The sequence below is a fragment of the Ruegeria arenilitoris genome (assembly GCF_013031355.1).
Classification (GTDB): Bacteria; Pseudomonadota; Alphaproteobacteria; order Rhodobacterales; family Rhodobacteraceae; genus Ruegeria; species Ruegeria arenilitoris_C.
The window spans coordinates 24679-42651 of the sequence record NZ_WPZO01000012.1; the positions used below are offsets into that span (position 1 = coordinate 24679).

Sequence of the window (17973 nt, forward strand, 5' to 3'; positions counted from 1 at the left end):
AATTGGCTGTCTCTGCGATATGCGCAGAACAGCCTGCAGGAGACCGACCATGTACGTAGCCACTCTGTTGACCAATCCGAATCTGCCAAAGCTGGACGAGGCTGTGGTCGAGACGCTTTGCAATGCCTGGGGCGGGTCGGATCCGGTCTGGCTGAGCGAGAATGAGGCCGCTGAATTCAGGTTCCCCGCGCTGACCGACAATCAAGAGGCAGTCTGGGCCGAGCTGCAGCTGTTGGAGATCGACCTGATCGTGCAGCCGCTCGGAAAGCGCCGCAAGCTGATGCTGCTGGCCGATATGGACAGCACCATGATCCGGCAGGAATGCATCGACGAACTGGCTGACGAGGCCGGTGTTGGCGAACGGGTCAAGGACATCACCGCGCGGGCGATGAATGGCGAGCTGGATTTCGAGGGCGCGCTGATTGAACGGGTCGGCCTGTTGAAAGGGCTGGACGAAGCGGTGATCGACAAGGTGCTGGAGGAACGCATCACGCTGATGCCGGGCGGGGCGGAGCTGGTTGCGACCATGCGCATGAACGGCGGCTATGCGGCTTTGGTGTCGGGCGGGTTCACGGCGTTCACCTCGAAAGTGGCCGAGCAGCTGGGCTTTGACGAAAACCGCGCCAATACGCTGCTGGCTGAGAATGGTAAGCTGACCGGCAATGTGCAGCGCCCGATTCTGGGCAAGCAGGCCAAGGTTGACGCGCTGGAGCAGATCACCAAACGGCTGGGCCTGTCCGAGGCTGATGTGCTGGCCGTGGGCGATGGGGCAAACGATCTGGGTATGCTTGGCCGGGCCGGAACCGGTGTGGCACTGCACGCCAAGCCCTCGGTCGCGCAGCAATGTGACATTCGGGTCAATTTCGGGGATCTGACGGCGCTGTTGTACCTGCAGGGCTATTCCCGCGCGGCCTTTGCCGACGTCTGATCGCAAGGGGCTTACACCTAGGGCTTCCCTTTATTTAACAAAAATGTTAAACGGTGGTCATGAACACGCTTCTGACCGCATTCTCGGCCTTGTCCGATGCCACCCGATTCTCGATCGTCGAGCAGTTGATGCAGGACGGAGAACTGCCCGCTGGTGACCTGATCGAAGGGCGCGGCATATCCGGCGCCGCGATCTCGCGCCATCTGAAAGTACTGCGAGAGGCTGGCTTGGTGCAGCAACGGGTTCAGGGCAGCCAGCGGATGTATTCGATCCAGCCCGAGGGGCTGCGGGCGATTGCCGAGTGGACCATCTCGAAACGGCAATTCTGGGAGGGCAGCCTCGATCGTTTGAACGACTTGATTGAAAGGGAGAATTCATGGCCGACCTGAAACTGGAACGTGAGTTCCCCACCAGCCCGGATAACCTGTTTGCATGGATCAGCGACGGCGCGAAGCTGTTGCAGTGGTGGGGACCGGAAGGAATGCACGTGCCCGAGCATGACCTGGATTTCTCGCGCCTTGGGCCGTGGTATTCGGTCATGCAGAACGCCGAGGGCCAGCAATACAAGGTCTCGGGGCAGGTCACCCATGTCGATCCGCCCAACTCGGTGGGGTTCACATGGGGCTGGCATGACGATCAGGATCAGCGCGGTGCGGAAAGCCATGTAACGCTGACCGTCGAAGCGGCTGGCGAGGGCGCGCGCCTGATCCTGAATCATCGCGATCTGGGCGATGATGAGATCGCAGCGAACCACAACCAAGGCTGGACCTCGTCGCTACGCAAATTGGAAGCTCAGTTTTAAGAAATGCATCAGGGAGGAAGAGAAATGCCCCAATTTCTGTTTGTCTATCACGGCGGTCATACCCCAACCGATCCTGCCGAAATCGAAGCGACCATGGCCGCCTGGGGCGCGTGGTTCCAGAACATTGGCGACGCGCTGGACATCCCCGGCAATCCGGTGGGCCAGTCCTATACGGTCAGTTCCGGTGGCGTCGTCGACAATGGTGGGGCAAACCCGGCCTCGGGCTTTACCGTCATCAAGGCCGACAGCATCGATGCCGCGACCGAGATGGCCAAGGGCTGCCCCATGGTCGTGAGCGGAACAGGCTCGGTCGAAGTGGCCGAGGTGCATCCGATCGAAATGTGACCCTTAGCCGGGGAAACCCGGCGCAGGTCGGATCACGCCGCATTCTATCCCGCGGCGGCTGTATTGGATGGCATTCATGAATTTGCGGGTGGCCGGGTGTTCGGCCTCCAGCACGCCCAGATGCACCAGAATGGCCGCGATGGCGCATTCGCTGGCGCGGGTGGTGCCATCGGTGATCTTCAGTGCCACACCCATGCGTTTTTCCGGAATGATGGCGACGAAAACGGCCTCGGCCCCGGTTTTGATCGCGGCGCGGCCCTCCATGGCGCGCATCAGCTCGGTACAGGCGCGGTTTTCACCGGCTACCAGCTCCGGGTGTTTGATCATCGCTGCGGTCAGCTGCTGCGCCGCATCGCTGGCCCGGTCCGACCGATCAGCGGCCGAGGCAAACCACGCCATCGACCGCGCCAGCCCCACCAGCGAAGTGGCGAAATTCGGCGCCGAACAGCCATCGATGCCATAGGCCGGACTTGTCTCGCCGGTCGTTTCCTCTAGTGCAGAGAGGCAAGCCTGTTGCACGTCATGATCAATCTCAAGATATTCCGGCCCCGCTCCCATATGCTGCGCCACGGTCAGGAAGCCGCAATGCTTGCCCGAGCAGTTGTTGTGAATCTGGCAGGGGGTGTCATCCGCCAGAATCAGCCCGTCGCGCGCCGCCATGTCCTGCGGTTCCTGCGGGCCGCAGCGCAAGTCATGCTCGGTCAAGCCCAGATGGTCCAACCAGGCCGTCACGCGGTCGGTATGGATGTGCGCACCGCTATGCGAGGCGCAGGCCAGCGCCAGATGCTCTGAATTCAGCCCGTATTTCGCGGCTGCGCCGGAGGTGATCAGAGGCAGCCCCTGAATCATCTTGGCGGAAGACCGGGGGTAGATCGTCACATCCGGATCGCCCCAGCTTTGCACGATCTGGCCGCTGTCATCGCAGATCACTGCGTGACCCAAATGCAGGCTTTCCAGCAAGGGGCCGCGCCACAGTTCTGTCATTGCTACGGGCTGCGTCATCGGGACCCTCCTCAAATATGCGCAAAATTCTGCCAATCGCCCTTTCGCCTGTGGCGAAACCTGCGTTAGTGTGTGTATGTCGACAATCATCGGAATACGCAACTTACAGACGAACCGGCAAGGTGCGCAGGCATTTCCGATGGGTATGAGGTTTAGGTCGAGCTAGGAGGCTGGACAGATGGGATCGAAACTCGTCCGTGTGATCGCGGGCCTGTGTGTGGCAGGGATGGCTACAACCGCAACCGCTCAACAGGCGTCCAGCACCAATCGTGTGGCTGCCAAGACGGATTGGAGCGTGTTCGTCGAAGAAGATCCCACCGAATGCTGGAGCGTGGCGACACCCGACGAAACCGTCAACACGCGCGGTGGACGCGTGGTATCGGTGCGACGCAGCGACATTCTGCTGTTTGTGGTTTTCCGGCCCAGCGAAAACGTCGCCGGTCAGGTGTCGTTTACCGGCGGTTACCCGTTTGCAGCCGGGTCTTCGGTCAATGTCCGGATCGAAGATCAGGAGTTTGAGTTCATCACTGACGGCGAATGGGCCTGGCCCGCGACCCAAGGTCAGGAACCCAAGGTGATCGAGGCCATGAAAAAAGGCACCGAGGCGGTGGTGACGGCCCGGTCCGAACGCGGCACGCAGACCAAGGACACGTTCTCGTTACTGGGATTCACCGCAGCGCTGGAAGACGCCCAAAAACGCTGCACAAACTGATCTTTTTCCACAGACACGCGAAACCCCGTCATCCGGCGGGGTTTTCTTTTGTGCAAAACACGTTCGCTTGACGCCACGTCTGCCTGAAAAATTGATCCGTATCAAAGTGAGCGACCGACCTTTCTGAACTAATCAGTTCAGAGACAAGGAAGGAGCCTGCCTATGCTGAACAAAACCATTGTCGCCGTCATGATGACCGCCGCCATGTTCTTAAGCGCCTGTGAAAAAGATGCCGACACCTACCCAGTCTCGGGTGAGCAGTGCGGCCCGGAAGATCCGGTGAAAACGCTGGACGCTGCGGATTGCGATATCCTGCCTGCGGGTATCTGAGGGGTTTCGTCTAATCCGGAATATCTGAATTTGGCCGCACCGGCTTGGTCGGTGCGGCCGATCTGTATTTGGGGGCTTCGCCGATGACGTGGTATCGTGGCCTCGCACAAAACCTCAGCCGGGAATGAACTATGCGCCACGTCTTGCTTTTACTTTTGTTGTCATCCGCGGCTTTGGCGGACCCGACGTTAGAGTGCTCAGACGCAGGATCGCAGGTCGAAATCGGGTCTTGCGTTGGCGCAATGGAGGATCGGGTCGCTCAGGCGCTGGAAGAAAGTTACGGCTTTGCCATGCAGGCCGCCAAAGAGTTGGATGATGTCACGGGGCGCATCGTTGCGCAGCCCGCATTGGAGGCCGCGCAATCGGCCTGGGAAGGCTACAGGGACGCGCAATGCGAGGCCATCGGCGCCTCATACGGCGGAGGGTCGGGAACCGGTATCGCGATCACGTCGTGCCGGGTCGATCTGGGGCGTGCGCGTGTGGATGAATTGCTGCGCTTTGCCGATTGATCGGTACGATTCCTTTTGATCTTTGCGGATGTTCCTATATAGAGGCGCATCCCAAGCCAGAATCCGTTGAGATAGCCCCATGTCGCCCAAAGCGCCGATCACTCAAGACGTCATGACCATCCCCCGCAAATTGCCCGAGGGGAAGATTAACCTTGTCGGCCTGACCCGCGACCAGCTGCGCGAGGTCCTGATCGAACACGGCACGCCGGAAAAGCAGGCCAAGATGCGCACAGGGCAGATCTGGCAGTGGATCTATCAATGGGGCGTGCGTGACTTTGCCGAGATGACCAATCTGGCCAAAGCCTATCGCGCGCAACTGGCCGAGAATTTCGTGATCGAAATCCCCGAAGTGGTGACCCGTCAGGTCTCGGAAGACGGCACCCGCAAATACCTGTGCCGTATCGCCGGCGGGCACGAGGTTGAGGTGGTCTATATCCCCGAAGAGGATCGCGGCACGCTATGTATCTCGTCTCAGGTCGGGTGCACGCTGACATGTTCCTTCTGCCATACGGGCACGCAGAAACTGGTGCGCAACCTGACGGCGGCCGAGATTGTCGGGCAGGTGATGATGGCGCGCGACGATCTTGAAGAATGGCCCGTCCCCGGTGCGCCCAAGGACGAAACCCGTCTTTTGTCGAATATCGTTCTGATGGGCATGGGCGAGCCGCTGTACAACTTCGAAAACGTCCGTGACGCGATGAAGATCGCCATGGACCCCGAGGGAATTTCCCTGTCGCGCCGTCGGATCACGCTGTCGACCTCGGGCGTGGTGCCTGAAATCGCGCGCACAGCAGAAGAAATCGGTTGTCTGTTGGCGATCTCCTTCCATGCCACCACGGATGAAACCCGTGACGTGCTGGTGCCGATCAACAAGCGCTGGAACATCGAGGAACTGCTGCAGGCGCTAGCCAGCTATCCCAAAGCCTCGAATTCCGAGCGGATCACCTTTGAATACGTGATGCTGGATGGCGTCAACGACAGTGACGAGGACGCGCATCGCCTGATCGGCCACATCAAGCGTCACAACATTCCGGCCAAGATCAACCTGATTCCCTTCAACGAATGGCCGGGCGCGCCCTATAAGCGCAGCTCGAACAACCGTATCCGGGCCTTCGCGAACATTATCTATCAGGCGGGCTATGCCTCACCCATCCGCAAAACCCGCGGCGAGGATATTATGGCAGCCTGTGGTCAGTTGAAATCGGCCACCGAACGCGCCCGTAAATCGCGCAAACAAATCGAGGCCGAAGCCGGGCTGCAAAGCTGATCCGTTTTATTGTATCGCATTAGGCGACAATAAATTAATGTTTGCCCCGCTGTTTTTTGAATGCAAAATTTGATATATTTCGACCGTCAAGGCGGGATGGGCGCAATTCACTCTTGCGCACAAAGCGGTGAAAGCCGCTCTCCGGTCGTGGCGCGTTTGTTCAGGGCCGCTATCTTATTTTAGGCATGACCGGCGGCGTTCAGGCGAACCTTATAAACCAGGTAGGCCATCTCTATGTTGTTACGATTTTTAAGACTGTTTTCGATTTTCCTTGCAGCGTTGGTGTTTTCGGGCATTTCCGCCCCTCAAACGGCTGCGCAATCCACCGGCGAGGACGCGCATATCGCCATTGAAAATCCGGCAGATTTGTCGAAGGACGAGGCGTTGCAGATTTACAAGTCGCTGCAACGGCGTATGGCGCGCGGGTATGGTGCTGCGCAGTTGGATGAGTTGTTGAATTACCAAAGCTGGCCGCTGTTCAATGATGCACCCTATATATCTGCCACCCATGGCCAGCGTTACGTGAACAGCTATGCCAATCGCATGGCGCATAACTACGGCACCTTGCAGGAGGGCGAAAAGCTGCCCAAAGGCTCAGTGCTGGCCAAGGACAGCGTGACTGTCACGGATGAGGGCAACGTCCATCCCGGTGCCCTGTTCGTGATGGAAAAACTGGCCGAAGGCGTCAGCCCCGACACGGCTGATTGGCGCTATATCATGGTGCTGCCGGATGGGTCTTTGTTCGGTGACACGATGGGGTTCCGCGCCTCAGCGGTCGGTTATTGCCATGAGTGCCACGAGGCCGTTGCCGACCGGGATTACACGTTCTTTGTTCCCGAAGACTATATCGCCGGGAACTGACGGTCAGACGGCCTCGTCAGGCAGCTTCAGCGCCGTGGCTTCACGGCGGCTGAGTTGTTCGCCCTGTTTGCGTTTCGACAGCACCTCGCGGGCCAGCGCGTATTTCTCGTCCTGCCAGAAGATCAGACAGCCGTTGCAGCCTTTGCCGCAGCAGCCCTCGGTGCCTATGCGGTTGGTCTTGAAACGGCGTTCGTTGCCTTCCTCGCCGATCTTTTCCACCAGTTCATCACGGCGGCGTTCATAGGCCTTTGGATTGTCACGGCCCGAGGTTTCCAGCCCCTGTACCAGCTTGTCGAACCGGATGCGGCTCCAGTGTTCGTCGGTCAGGGCGCGTTCCTTGCGCAGGACGGAATAGACCGGAAAACGGGCACGCAAGTCGTCGATGTCTTCGTGATCGAATAGGGTGAAGGGCAGGCGGATGACGGTTTTCGTGCTGCCATGCACCACGTCCAGTCGCGCGCCGCCATGGGCGCGCTCGAAATCATAGACCCGCAGCAGAACCGTGTCGCGCGAGATGGGTGAGACGAAATCCAGCACATCGCCTGGTTCCAGCTTGTTCTTCACCTCAACCAGAAACGCATCTTCGGTCACCTCGGTGACGATCCCGGCATATTCCCATTGGGCGATGGATGCGGTGTGTTCGTAATCGTGGGAATAGTTGGTCAGCCGCCCTTCGTGGAAGGCCAACGTATAGCCGCGGTTCCCCACGGTTTCGAGTTCGCGCATATAGGGCTTCGGATCCCAGTTCTCGGGGTTCGCGTGATAGTCATCGATGGCCATGCGATAGGCGCGGGCGACGATGGCAGCGTAATATTCCGATTTGCCGCGCCCCTCGACCTTGAGGCTGTCGACGCCGATCTTCAGGTACTCATCCAGTTTCGGCATGATGCACAGATCGCGCGAGTTCAGGATATACGAGCCGCGATCATCCTCTTCGATGGGCATCAGGTCGCCGGGGCGGCAGCCTTCTTCCAGCAGGAACTCGAACAGGTCGGCGTTTTCCTCGGTTATGCGGAGTTCCTGATGCGTGCCGTCCTTGAGGCGCAGCTTCAGGCCATAGTTCCAGCGGCAGGAATTGGCGCAGTTGCCCTGATTGGCACCACGCTCGGCCATGAAATTCGACAGCAGGCAGCGGCCCGAATAGGTCATGCACATGGCGCCGTGAACAAAGGCCTCAAGCTTGATGTCGGGGCATTTCTCACGGATCTCGACCAGTTCGGGGTAGGAGACCTCGCGCGCCAGAACCACCAGTTCGGCCCCCTGATCCTGCCAGAACTTCACCGACAGCCAGGAACAGATATTGGCCTGGGTCGAGATATGCAGCGGCAGTTCGGGTGCCCGTTCGCGCACATACTGGAATACGCCGGGGTCGGCGATGATCAACCCGTCGGGTTTCACCTTGCGGACTGTGTCGATGTATTCGTCCAGCTTCGGAATGTCCTTGTTGTGCGAAAACAGGTTCAGCGTCAGGTAGGCGCGCCGCCCATGCTGGTGGCAGAATTCGACCCCTTCGATCACCTCTTCCAGCGAAAACTCGGATTTCGTGCGCAGCGACATATCCGGCGTACCCAGATACACCGCATCCGCCCCGTAAAGGATGGCGAGTTTCAGCTTGCGCAGATTGCCCGCAGGCATCAGCAGTTCGGATCTGGACTGGGTCATGGACATACCGGGTTTTGGATCAAGGGGGCCTTTTACGGCAAAGACCCTGAGTCCAAAAGCCCATTATCTGCGACGGAACCGCGCTGTGCCTATGACTTCGATCAGTTGTTTGCGGACGGGGTCGGGCTGCGCTTCGACCGCGTTCAAAACTTCGCGCAGTTCGGCGCGCAACCCGTGCATCTGGTCGATCAGAGAGATCATCATAGACAGCGCATCCGGCTCCATCTCGTACTGGTCATGCAACTCGCAGGCCAGTTCCAGACGGGCGACATCAAGGCTGTGATAGACCAGACCCTCATCAGTTTGTTCGGGGATCACGATCTCGGCGGCAAGATATTCGGTCAGCCGGGCCGAAGTCAGGCGGGTGACGGTTGCGATCAGTTGCTCTTCGGTCAGGCTCATGACGGCATTCCTTTGCGCGGGTCATAGCTGTGGTTGTCGCGCCATGTCTCCATAAACTGCTTCAACTCGTCGTCGATCTGGTCGGGCATCGTGATGGTCAGTTCGATCAACTGATCGCCTCGTTCGGTTGAGCCGCGTTTCTTGACCCCCTTGCCCCGCAGGCGCAGTGTCTTGCCGCTGCTGGTGCCTGCCGGGACGCTGACATTGACGCCGCCGTCGATGGTGGGGGCGGGCACCTTTCCGCCCAAAACGGCCTCATCAATCGTGATCGGCAGAGTGATGTGGATGTCGTCGCCCTGACGATCAAAAACCGGGTGTTTCGCAACCGAGACTGTCACCAGCGCGTCGCCCGGAGGACCCTCACCAAAGCCAGGATCGCCCTTGCCGCGCAGGCGGATGGTCTGGCCGTCGGTGATACCGGCGGGGATTTTCACCTCGATCCGGTCGCCATCGGGTAGGGTCAGCTTCTGGCTGGCGCCGAACACCGCGTCCAAGAAGCTGATCTGCAGGCTGTAGGCGCGATTGTGCCCCGGCGCGTGAAATTCCTGTGTGCGTTGGCCATAGCCACCTCGACCACGCATGAACTCGGCGAAGATGTCGGACATGTCGTCCGGGTCTGCCTGACGCCCGCGATAGGGGTTCCCTGCGGCTTCGGCATAGTCGCGGTAATATTGCTGTTGCGGGCGTTCCTGACCCGAGGCGTCGATCTCGCCCCGGTCATATTGCCCCCGCTTTTCTGGGTCTTTCAGCAGGTCATAGGCGGCGGCTGCGGCCTTGAACTTGGCTTCGGCCTCGGCGTCGCCGGGTTTCAAGTCGGGGTGGCAGTCCTTGGCAATGCGCCGATAGGCCTTTTTGATCTCGGCATCGCTGGCGTCTTTGGCGACACCAAGGGCGGAATAGGGATCGTCGCTCATCTCACCTCTCGCGGGTCGGGCGGAACAGGATGGGTTTTATCATGCGTTTTCAAAGGGCCAAAAGGAAGAGACTTTTGAAACCGCTCGCAAAACCCTGCAGGTCTGTTAACATATGCATGTTTCGCATTGTTTTTAACGGAGACCCCCATGACGCGCAGACTCAAGTCCATTCTTGCCCTGCTGGCCGGGAATGCCATCGGGTTGCTGCTTGCTGCGATTTTGCTGCCGGAATTTGCGATCCGGCCAATCTCATTCATCGTGGTGGTGGTTGTCTTTACGCTGGTGCAATGGATCGCCGAGCCTTTGATCCTTAAGCTGGGCGAGAAAAGAGCGCCCGCGATCAAGGGCGGTATCGCGCTGATCGTGACGTTCGTGGGTTTGCTGGTCACCGATCTGGTGACCAACGGCCTGACGATTGGCGGGATTTCCAACCTGCTGGCCGCAACGCTGCTGGTTTGGCTTGGGGCGCTGATCGCCAGCGTGGTGCTGCCGATCTACGTTTTCAAGGAACTACGCGAGCCCAAGAAGTAATCACAGCGCGTTCAGGCTGGCCTCGATCGCGTACCACAGCTCTTCCACCGGCTCGCACCCGACCGACAGGCGGATGAAAGCGGGGTCGACATCGTCACCCCACCGCGCGCGGCGCTCGGCGGAACTGTGGACGCCGCCAAAGGAGGTGGCGGGGCGCAGCATCGAACAGGCATTGATGAAAGTTTCAGCCTTGTCTTCCGATTCCAGCGTGATCGACAGCAGGAAGCCGAACCGTGAAGTCTGCGCCTTGGCGAGATCATGCGAAGGATCGCCCAACAGGCCGGGATAGCGGATGTGTTTCACAGCCGGGTGCTCCGCCAGTCGTTCTGCCAGGACTTGCGCCGAGCTGCACATCCGGTCAAGGCGCACGTCCAGCGTTTCCAGCCCGCGATGCAGCAGCCAGGCCTCATGCGGCCCGGGGATCGCGCCGGAAACCCTCCTCCATTCCTCGACCCGTTCCATGATCTGTGGGTCACGGCTGGCCACATGGCCCATCAGCAGGTCGGAATGCCCACCCATGGCTTTGGTATCCGAGGCCACCACCACGTCGATACCCAGATCCAGCGGACGCTGGCCCAGCGGCGTTAGGGTCGTGTTGTCGGCAATCGTGATGCCACCCGCGTCACGCACGGCCTGGGCAATAGCAGGCAGGTCCATCATGTCCAGCCCGGGGTTCGAGGGGCTTTCGACAAAGACCACATCGAAGCCGTCAAACCCGCCTTCGGTAAACGTGGTTGTTGGGCGTTCTGTGACCGAAACACCCAGCCCGGACAGAAACCGGTCAGCCAACACGCGAGTGACGTAATATCCATCCGAGGGGATCAGCAGGTGCGATCCGGATTTCAAGGTCGCAAACAAAGCCGCCGAAATTGCCCCCATGCCCGACGGGAAGGTCAGGCAAGGCGCGTCCTCAAGATGGGCCAGAACGTGTTCCAGATGCTGCCACGTAGGGTTGTCGACCCGGCCATAGGTGGGCAGGCCATCCGGCGCACCGGGCAGGTGGAACATGCTGCTTTGGGTCAGCGGCAGTGCCACCGGGTCGCCTGCGTGCAATGTATTGCCGCGCAGATGCAGCATCTCTCCGGTCTTCGACATCCTTCAGCGCCCCGGAATTTCGTCGCGGGGCGGCGCGGGTTCCCAGTTCTCAATGATATCGACCGCTTCTTGTGCGGTATCGACAAAGCGGAACAGGTCGAGGTCTTCGTCCGAGATGGTGCCCGCATCGGCCAGCGCTTCCCAGTTGATGACCTTTTCCCAGAATGCGCGACCAAACAGCAGGAAGGGCACGCGTTCCATCCGGCCGGTCTGGATCAGGGTGAGGGATTCGAACAGCTCATCCATCGTGCCGAACCCGCCGGGGAAGATGGTGATGGCGCGGGCGCGCATCAGGAAGTGCATCTTGCGAATGGCAAAATAGTGGAAGTTGAAGCTGAGGTCCGGGGTCACAAATTCGTTCGGCGCCTGTTCATGCGGCAACACGATGTTCAGGCCGATCGAGCAGCCGCCCGCGTCCTGCGCGCCGCGGTTCCCGGCCTCCATTACGCCGGGGCCTCCGCCGGTGACGATCACGTTTTCGCGGCAGCCGGTTTTGTTCGATTTCTCGGTCATCAACCGGGCAAACTCGCGGGCTTCGTCGTAGTATTCCGACAGGTTGGCCAGGGTCTGGGTCCGCGCCGTGTGTTTCTGCGACGGTTCCGGAATACGCGCGCCGCCGAACATGACGATGGTCGAGGTGATTTCACGCTCGGTCATGATCATCTCGGGCTTCAGCAATTCCAGTTGCAGGCGCACCGGACGCAACTCATCCCGGCACAGGAAATCGTCATCGGCAAAGGCAAGGCGATACGCGGGTGAGCGTGTCTGCGGCGTGTCCGGCACCTCGCTTGCGGTCGAGCGGTCGGTCTGTGCGTCGCGGAAGGGGCTGAGGCGGTCTTCTCTCATGGGTGATGGTTCCCTGCTTGCGTGTTCCTAAAACAGCTATAGGGTTCGCGGCCAGAGCGCCAGTCACGGAAGAACAACAATGAATTGGAAGAGCGAAATTTCAGCAGCCGCCGACCGGATCACCGGGTATGCGCAGGTGACACCGGTGATGGAAAGCACGGCCTTGGGGCTGGACTATCCGGTCGAAATGAAGCTGGAGCACTTGCAGCATACCGGCAGTTTCAAGGCCCGCGGGGCGTTCAATACGCTGCTCAGCATGGATGTGCCCGAAGCGGGTGTCGTGGCGGCATCCGGCGGCAATCATGGTGCGGCGGCGGCCTTTGCGGCGCGGTCCTTGGGCTATCCGGCGAAAATCTTCGTGCCGGAAATTGCGGGGCCGTCGAAAATCGCCCTGATCGAACAGACCGGTGCCAATCTGAGCGTGGTGCCCGGCGAGTACGCCAACGCGTTGACCGGCGCGCAGCAGCACGAAGAGGCGACAGGCGCGATGCAGATCCACGCCTATGATGCGCCCGCCACCGTGGCCGGGCAGGGCACCTGCTTTGCCGAGTGGGAGGCGCAGGGCCTGCAGGCCGATACGGTTCTGATCGCGGTGGGCGGCGGCGGATTGATCGCCGGGGCGCTGGGCTGGTTTCAGGGCGCACGCAAAGTTGTGGCTGTTGAACCCGAAACTTCGTGTGCGCTGAACGCGGCCTTGCAGGCGGGTGAGCCGGTGGATGTGACCGTCTCGGGCATCGCCGCCAACGCGCTGGGCGCGCGGCGGATCGGGTCGATCTGTTTCGGTCTGGCGCAGGGGATGACTTCGGTTCTGGTGAGGGATGAGGCCATTGCCGAGGCGCAACAGCGGCTATGGCAAGCACATCGAATCCTTGTGGAACCGGCAGGTGCGACAGCGTTGGCGGCGCTGCTTTCGGGGGCCTACCAGCCGGAACCGGGTGAGCGCGTGGCGGTGCTGATCTGCGGCGGTAACATCTCTCCGGATCCACTGGGCGCATAAAACAGCAGCAAACAGCCGCAAAGCGCGCGTTCAGCGTCGCATTGCGGCCAGTCCTTCGCTTGCGTATAGGCAACACCAACGTGAACAGATTCTGCAGGGAGCCCACTCATGTCCAACGCGCAACTGGAAGCCGCCATCGAAGCCGCCTGGGAGGCGCGCGACACCATCACCCCCGCCACCACCGGCGAGACCCGTGAAGCGATCGAAGATACGCTGAACGCGCTGGACAGCGGCTCGCTGCGGGTTGCCGAAAAGCTGGAAAGCGGTGACTGGCACGTGAACCAGTGGGCCAAGAAAGCGGTTCTGCTGGGCTTCCGCATCAAGGATATGGAAATCCAAAACGGCGGCCCGCAGGCTGGCGGCTGGTGGGACAAGGTGGACAGCAAGTTTGCCGGTTGGGGTGAGAACCAGTGGCAAGCTGCTGGCTTTCGCGCGGTTCCCAACTGTGTGGTCCGCAAGTCGGCCTTTATCGCCCCGGGCGTGGTGCTGATGCCGTCTTTCGTGAATCTCGGCGCCTATGTCGACGAAGGCACCATGGTTGATACATGGGCCACCGTGGGGTCCTGTGCACAGATCGGTAAGAACGTGCACCTGTCAGGCGGCGTCGGTATCGGCGGCGTGCTGGAGCCGATGCAGGCCGGTCCGACCATCATCGAGGACAACTGCTTTATCGGTGCACGCTCCGAAGTGGTCGAAGGTTGCATCGTCCGCGAAGGTTCGGTTCTGGGCATGGGCGTGTTCATCGGCAAGTCGACCAAGATCGTCGACCGTGAAACCGGCGAAGTCATGTATGGCGAAGTGCCGCCCTATTCGGTGGTTGTTGCCGGCTCGATGCCGTCCAAGAACAATGTCAGCCTGTACTGCGCCGTGATCGTGAAGCGGGTGGACGAAAAGACCCGCTCGAAAACCGGGATCAACGAGCTGCTGCGCGACTGATCGGATTGCAGATCAAAAAAAACGGGCCGCGGCGCAATGCTGCGGCCTTTTTTGTTACCCTTTGACCGGATAGCGGTCGGGTTCCTCGAACACGTCGATCACCCGCGTTCCGGCCTTGATCTTGCCGCCATGTTCGACGCCGGACGGGATCGAGTAGCTGTCGCCGGGGCGATAGGTTTTGGTCTCAACCCCGATGGTCAGTTCCACCTCGCCCTCAATCACCGTGCCCCATTGCGCCTTGTGCGAATGCGCGGGCAGTTCGAAATCCTTGAGGAAGGTGAAAAAGGCCACCAGCCCCGCATCCGACCGGATCACCGCTGATTGCACCACGTCCTCGGGGAAGGGTACGTCGAGGCTGGGGAAGTCGGTGATGAAATCTGGGTACGCCATGGATAGGTCCTTTGCGGTCTGTGTCACGGCACTATGAAGGTGAAGCTTCGGACCTGCAATTCCCGACCGCTTGACCGGGCGCGGACGTGCGGCTATGGCCCCCAACATGGAAAAGCAAAAGAAACCCTCTCGTCAGCAGGTCTATACCCTGCTTGTGCAGATCGGCCGCAAAGACGGCGACGGCCTGCCCGAAGGCGCGACCGGGGCGGCGCTGATGTGTTTCGCCAGCGGCGTGGATGAGGCCGAGGCCGTGCGCGAAACCGTGGCCATCCTGAAGCAGGCCGATACGGCACCGCTGGACGTCACCGGCTATGGCACCCTGGCCGAGCGCGAGGCGCAGGGCCATGACATCGACCCGGACGAGCGGGCGCTGATGCAACGGGCGCTGGATGAAAACGCAGTGATCGTTGCGCAGATGACGCCGTTTTTCGGCGATGAGGAACAGGCCTAGTTCCGCACGCCGAACCACTTGCGGTAAATCTCGTCATAGGTGCCGTCTTCGCGCAGTTTTAGTAGCGCTTGATTAACGTCCTCGACCAGTGGTGAACCGGTCGGGAAGGCGATCCCGTAGCTTTCGCGCAGGAAGATACCGCCGGTCATTGTGGCGATCCGGCGGCCCTCGTGCGAGGCGTAGTAAGACAGGATCGGCGCGTCAAACACCACAGCATCCAGATCCTTGTCCTTGAAAGCGGCCAGCATTTCATCAAGGCCGGGATACCCGGCGAATTCAATCTCGCGCCGGTTAAGGAAACTGGCGGCGGTGGAATCCGTGATCGTACCCACTTGCTTGCCGTACAGGTCGTTGACCGAATTGACGCTGCCGCTGATCGCATCCACCGTCATGACCGAGGTGATGCGCGCCGTGAACACCGACACAATGAACAGGGACGAGACAACCAGAACCACACCCAACAGGCGGCCGAACGGGGTGCGCGGCATCCGTTCTTCGAACCCGCCATTCACCACCAGATTCAGCGCCCACCAGAAGGACGGGAACCAGGCCTCTTTCAGCTTACGGTCGAAATAGGGTTGCGAGCGGCGCTCGAACGTCCACATCAACATGCCGCCGCCCAGCAACAGGGCAAAGGCCAGACCGATGGCGATGAACAGTTCGCGCGACAGCAGCGCATGTAGCAGTGACGGCTGGCGCGCGGCTTCGGACGGGACCATAATCTGCAACCCGGCCTCGAAAATCGGCTGGCTGAAGTCCATCTGCGTTTCACGCGCGGCGGTGATCGAGATGTTGGCGATGGCCAGATCGGCGGACCCGTCCTGCACCGCGCCCAGCATGTCGTTGAAGGTCCCGACCCGATCGACCGAATATTCCCAGTTCAATGACTCGGCCAGCGCTTCGAGCAGATCCATGGAAAACCCGGTCTGTGCCCCGTCTTCGACATAGGAAAACGGAGGGCGGGTCACCGTGGTGACATTCAGCGTCTGTGCCTGGCTTTGTTGTGCAAGAACGACAAAGGTCAGGCAGACCAATGCGAAAAGCGCGCGTATCATCTTCAAATCACCTGTTTGGCGGGGCTCTAACGCAGATTTGAACGCTGCGGCAAGGTGATCGCGGGGTAAAGACCTGTGTTTTGTTGGGGTGACAAAGCGAAACACGTGGAAAAAAGCCTTCGGAATCGGGTGGGCGGGGGTTGGCAATCGGTCCAATTCGTTGAATCTGTGCACGCAAACGAACCAAAGGGGCGCAGCCATGACAGATCCGGTAGAATTGACAGCGGCCCTGACCCGTTGCCCATCGGTCACACCCGAGGAAGGCGGCGCGCTGGTTCTTTTGGAACAACTTCTGTCCAATGCGGGGTTCGACTGCACCCGCGTGGACCGCGGCGGCATCAGCAACCTGTTTGCACGCTGGGGCGAAAAGGGCCACGCGCGCAGCTTTGGCTTCAACGGCCATACCGATGTCGTGCCGGTTGGGGACGAGGCCGCCTGGACCATGCCGCCCTTTGGTGCCGAAATCCGCGATGGCGTGATGTATGGGCGCGGCACCACAGACATGAAATCCGGCGTGGCGGCCTTTGCGGCTGCGGCGGTGGATTTCGTGCGCGACACGCCGCCCGACGGCGCCGTGATCCTGACCATCACTGGCGATGAAGAAGCCGATGCGCTAGACGGCACCACGGCGCTGCTTGATTACATGGCCGAGGCCGATGAGAAGATGTCGGTCTGTCTGGTGGGTGAGCCGACCTGCCCGAATACGATGGGTGAAATGATGAAGATCGGCCGCCGCGGCTCGATGACCGCATGGTTCACCGTGACCGGCGTGCAGGGGCATTCCGCCTATCCGCACCGGGCGAAAAACCCTCTGCCCGCGATGGCGCGGCTGATGGACCGGCTGGCCAGTCACGAGTTGGATCGCGGCACAGACCATTTCGACGCCTCGACGCTGGCGGTCGTGAATATCGACACGGGCAACGAAGCGACCAACGTGATTCCGGCGCAATGCAACGGGGCGGTGAATATCCGATTCAACGATCTGCATTCCGGCGCAAGCCTCAGCGAATGGCTGCGGGCCGAGGCGCAAAACGTGGCCGAAACCTATGAGGTAGAGGTGGGCGTGCGCATCAAGATCTCGGGTGAAAGCTTCCTGACCCCGCCCGGCCCGCTGTCCGATCTGGTGGCGCAGGCCGTTGAGGCGGAAACCGGTATCCGGCCCGAGATGTCCACCACGGGCGGCACTTCGGACGCGCGGTTTGTAAAAAATCACTGCCCGGTGGTCGAGTTCGGCTTGGTAGGCCGCACGATGCATCAGGTGGATGAATGCGTCGAGGTGGCGCATATCGAACAGCTCAAGGCGGTCTACACGCGCATCTTGCGGGACTATTTCGCCTGAGTGATGCAGCGCACTCTGGTCATCATGGTCAAGGAGCCACGCCCGGGGCGGGTGAAAACCCGGCTGGGCCGCGATATCGGCATGGTCGGCGCGGCGTGGTGGTTCCGGCAGCAGACCCGGTCTCTGATCCGGCGGTTGCGCGATCCGCGCTGGCAGATCGTGCTGGCGGTTTCGCCTGATCGAGAGGGGCTGACCAGTCGCATCTGGCCCGCAGACCTGCCGCGCGCGGCACAGGGGCGGGGGGATCTGGGTCACCGGATGGCTCGGATGCTGCGCGGAATGCCGAAAGGGCCGGTCTGCCTGATCGGCGCGGATATTCCGGGTATCACGCGCGGGCACATCGCAAGAGCCTTCAAGGCGCTTGGGCAAGATCAGATGGTCTTCGGCCCCGCACCGGACGGAGGGTATTGGCTGGTCGGGGCGCAAAGATACAGCGCGCTTCCGCTGAGCCTGTTCCGCGATGTCCGCTGGTCAACCGAACACGCCCTGGCGGACACCCTGGCCTCTGTCCCCGGCACACGCGTGGTCTTGCTGGATCAGTTGCGCGATGTCGACACGCTGGCGGATCTGAAACCCTGATCCTTTTTAGTCATGACGCG

General features: G+C 60.6%; 23 protein-coding genes. 15 read left to right on the top strand and 8 right to left on the bottom strand.

What is annotated here, in order from left to right:
• Positions 1–49: 49 nt before the first annotated feature.
• From serB to GOX63_RS20140, 4 genes are read left to right on the top strand one after another with little or no spacing between them, the layout of a single operon-like run.
• Positions 50–928 carry a phosphoserine phosphatase SerB gene (serB, locus tag GOX63_RS20125; RefSeq protein ID WP_170328037.1) on the top strand — a complete coding sequence of 293 codons (879 nt, stop codon included), beginning with the start codon at positions 50–52 and terminating at the stop codon, positions 926–928.
• A gap of 59 nt (positions 929–987) precedes the next feature.
• A complete protein-coding gene (locus GOX63_RS20130) occupies positions 988–1317 on the top strand; it encodes an ArsR/SmtB family transcription factor (protein WP_170328038.1) in 330 nt (109 codons plus the stop codon).
• Positions 1305–1730, top strand: coding sequence for an SRPBCC family protein (locus GOX63_RS20135; RefSeq protein WP_170328039.1), 426 nt, complete (start codon positions 1305–1307; stop codon positions 1728–1730). Before GOX63_RS20130 ends, GOX63_RS20135 begins: the two co-directional genes overlap by 13 nt.
• Positions 1731–1754: 24 nt before the next feature.
• Complete coding sequence (locus tag GOX63_RS20140) at positions 1755–2075, top strand: YciI family protein (protein WP_170328040.1); 321 nt, start codon at positions 1755–1757, stop codon at positions 2073–2075.
• Positions 2076–2078: 3 nt separating this feature from the next.
• Here the strand turns inward: GOX63_RS20140 and GOX63_RS20145 are convergent, their stop codons facing one another.
• Complete coding sequence (locus GOX63_RS20145; protein ID WP_170328041.1) at positions 2079–3077, bottom strand: asparaginase; 999 nt, start codon at positions 3075–3077, stop codon at positions 2079–2081.
• A gap of 178 nt (positions 3078–3255) precedes the next feature.
• Between GOX63_RS20145 and GOX63_RS20150 the strand changes: the two genes are divergently transcribed.
• The 5 genes from GOX63_RS20150 (at position 3256) to GOX63_RS20170 (ending at position 6756) form a co-directional block, all read left to right on the top strand.
• Complete coding sequence (locus tag GOX63_RS20150) at positions 3256–3789, top strand: invasion associated locus B family protein (RefSeq protein WP_170328042.1); 534 nt, start codon at positions 3256–3258, stop codon at positions 3787–3789.
• 162 nt (positions 3790–3951) lie between these two features.
• Positions 3952–4119 carry a hypothetical protein gene (locus GOX63_RS20155; RefSeq protein WP_170328043.1) on the top strand — a complete coding sequence of 56 codons (168 nt, stop codon included), beginning with the start codon at positions 3952–3954 and terminating at the stop codon, positions 4117–4119.
• 131 nt (positions 4120–4250) lie between these two features.
• Positions 4251–4628, top strand: coding sequence for a lysozyme inhibitor LprI family protein (locus GOX63_RS20160; RefSeq protein WP_170328044.1), 378 nt, complete (start codon positions 4251–4253; stop codon positions 4626–4628).
• Between the two features lie 79 nt (positions 4629–4707).
• Positions 4708–5895: a 23S rRNA (adenine(2503)-C(2))-methyltransferase RlmN gene (gene rlmN / locus GOX63_RS20165; protein ID WP_170328045.1), complete on the top strand. Its 1188-nt coding sequence runs from the start codon at positions 4708–4710 to the stop codon at positions 5893–5895.
• Positions 5896–6129: 234 nt separating this feature from the next.
• Entirely contained in the window at positions 6130–6756 is a 627-nt protein-coding gene (locus GOX63_RS20170) for a cytochrome P460 family protein (RefSeq protein WP_170328046.1), read from the top strand.
• Positions 6757–6759: 3 nt separating this feature from the next.
• Here the strand turns inward: GOX63_RS20170 and GOX63_RS20175 are convergent, their stop codons facing one another.
• The 3 genes from GOX63_RS20175 to GOX63_RS20185 all read right to left on the bottom strand — a co-directional run bounded on the left by GOX63_RS20175 (position 6760) and on the right by GOX63_RS20185 (position 9734).
• The gene (locus GOX63_RS20175) at positions 6760–8418 is read right to left on the bottom strand and encodes a U32 family peptidase (RefSeq protein ID WP_170328047.1); all 1659 of its coding nucleotides are present in this window, start codon (positions 8416–8418) and stop codon (positions 6760–6762) included.
• Positions 8419–8481: 63 nt separating this feature from the next.
• Positions 8482–8820, bottom strand: coding sequence for a hypothetical protein (locus GOX63_RS20180; protein WP_170328048.1), 339 nt, complete (start codon positions 8818–8820; stop codon positions 8482–8484).
• The gene (locus GOX63_RS20185; protein WP_170546971.1) at positions 8817–9734 is read right to left on the bottom strand and encodes a DnaJ C-terminal domain-containing protein; all 918 of its coding nucleotides are present in this window, start codon (positions 9732–9734) and stop codon (positions 8817–8819) included. Before GOX63_RS20185 ends, GOX63_RS20180 begins: the two co-directional genes overlap by 4 nt.
• 147 nt (positions 9735–9881) lie before the next feature.
• On the opposite strand from GOX63_RS20185, the gene GOX63_RS20190 reads away from it, so the two are divergent.
• The gene (locus tag GOX63_RS20190) at positions 9882–10265 is read left to right on the top strand and encodes a hypothetical protein (RefSeq protein WP_170328050.1); all 384 of its coding nucleotides are present in this window, start codon (positions 9882–9884) and stop codon (positions 10263–10265) included.
• Here GOX63_RS20190 and GOX63_RS20195 read toward each other — a convergent pair whose 3' ends face one another.
• Positions 10266–11360: a cystathionine gamma-lyase gene (locus tag GOX63_RS20195; protein WP_170546974.1), complete on the bottom strand. Its 1095-nt coding sequence runs from the start codon at positions 11358–11360 to the stop codon at positions 10266–10268.
• A gap of 3 nt (positions 11361–11363) precedes the next feature.
• A complete protein-coding gene (locus GOX63_RS20200) occupies positions 11364–12206 on the bottom strand; it encodes a TIGR00730 family Rossman fold protein (protein ID WP_170328052.1) in 843 nt (280 codons plus the stop codon).
• A 79-nt stretch (positions 12207–12285) separates the two neighbouring features.
• Here GOX63_RS20200 and GOX63_RS20205 point away from each other — a divergent pair, with 79 nt between their 5' ends.
• Together GOX63_RS20205 and dapD are read left to right on the top strand one after the other, a co-directional pair.
• Positions 12286–13203: a threonine/serine dehydratase gene (locus GOX63_RS20205; RefSeq protein WP_170546977.1), complete on the top strand. Its 918-nt coding sequence runs from the start codon at positions 12286–12288 to the stop codon at positions 13201–13203.
• A gap of 108 nt (positions 13204–13311) precedes the next feature.
• Positions 13312–14139, top strand: coding sequence for a 2,3,4,5-tetrahydropyridine-2,6-dicarboxylate N-succinyltransferase (dapD, locus tag GOX63_RS20210; RefSeq protein WP_170328054.1), 828 nt, complete (start codon positions 13312–13314; stop codon positions 14137–14139).
• Between the two features lie 54 nt (positions 14140–14193).
• On the opposite strand, the gene GOX63_RS20215 is transcribed toward dapD, so the two are convergent.
• A complete protein-coding gene (locus GOX63_RS20215) occupies positions 14194–14529 on the bottom strand; it encodes a cupin domain-containing protein (RefSeq protein WP_170546979.1) in 336 nt (111 codons plus the stop codon).
• 106 nt (positions 14530–14635) lie between these two features.
• Between GOX63_RS20215 and GOX63_RS20220 the strand changes: the two genes are divergently transcribed.
• The gene (locus tag GOX63_RS20220) at positions 14636–14980 is read left to right on the top strand and encodes a hypothetical protein (RefSeq protein ID WP_170328148.1); all 345 of its coding nucleotides are present in this window, start codon (positions 14636–14638) and stop codon (positions 14978–14980) included.
• On the opposite strand, the gene GOX63_RS20225 is transcribed toward GOX63_RS20220, so the two are convergent.
• Positions 14977–16035 (bottom strand): transporter substrate-binding domain-containing protein, encoded by a 1059-nt coding sequence (locus GOX63_RS20225; protein ID WP_170328056.1) that lies wholly within the window; start codon positions 16033–16035, stop codon positions 14977–14979. The two genes, GOX63_RS20220 and GOX63_RS20225, sit on opposite strands and share 4 nt — an antisense overlap.
• Before the next feature lie 199 nt (positions 16036–16234).
• On the opposite strand from GOX63_RS20225, the gene dapE reads away from it, so the two are divergent.
• Together dapE and GOX63_RS20235 are read left to right on the top strand one after the other, a co-directional pair.
• Positions 16235–17374, top strand: coding sequence for a succinyl-diaminopimelate desuccinylase (gene dapE, locus GOX63_RS20230; RefSeq protein ID WP_170328057.1), 1140 nt, complete (start codon positions 16235–16237; stop codon positions 17372–17374).
• A 3-nt stretch (positions 17375–17377) separates the two neighbouring features.
• Complete coding sequence (locus GOX63_RS20235) at positions 17378–17953, top strand: TIGR04282 family arsenosugar biosynthesis glycosyltransferase (RefSeq protein WP_170328058.1); 576 nt, start codon at positions 17378–17380, stop codon at positions 17951–17953.
• The last annotated feature ends 20 nt before the right edge of the window (positions 17954–17973 follow it).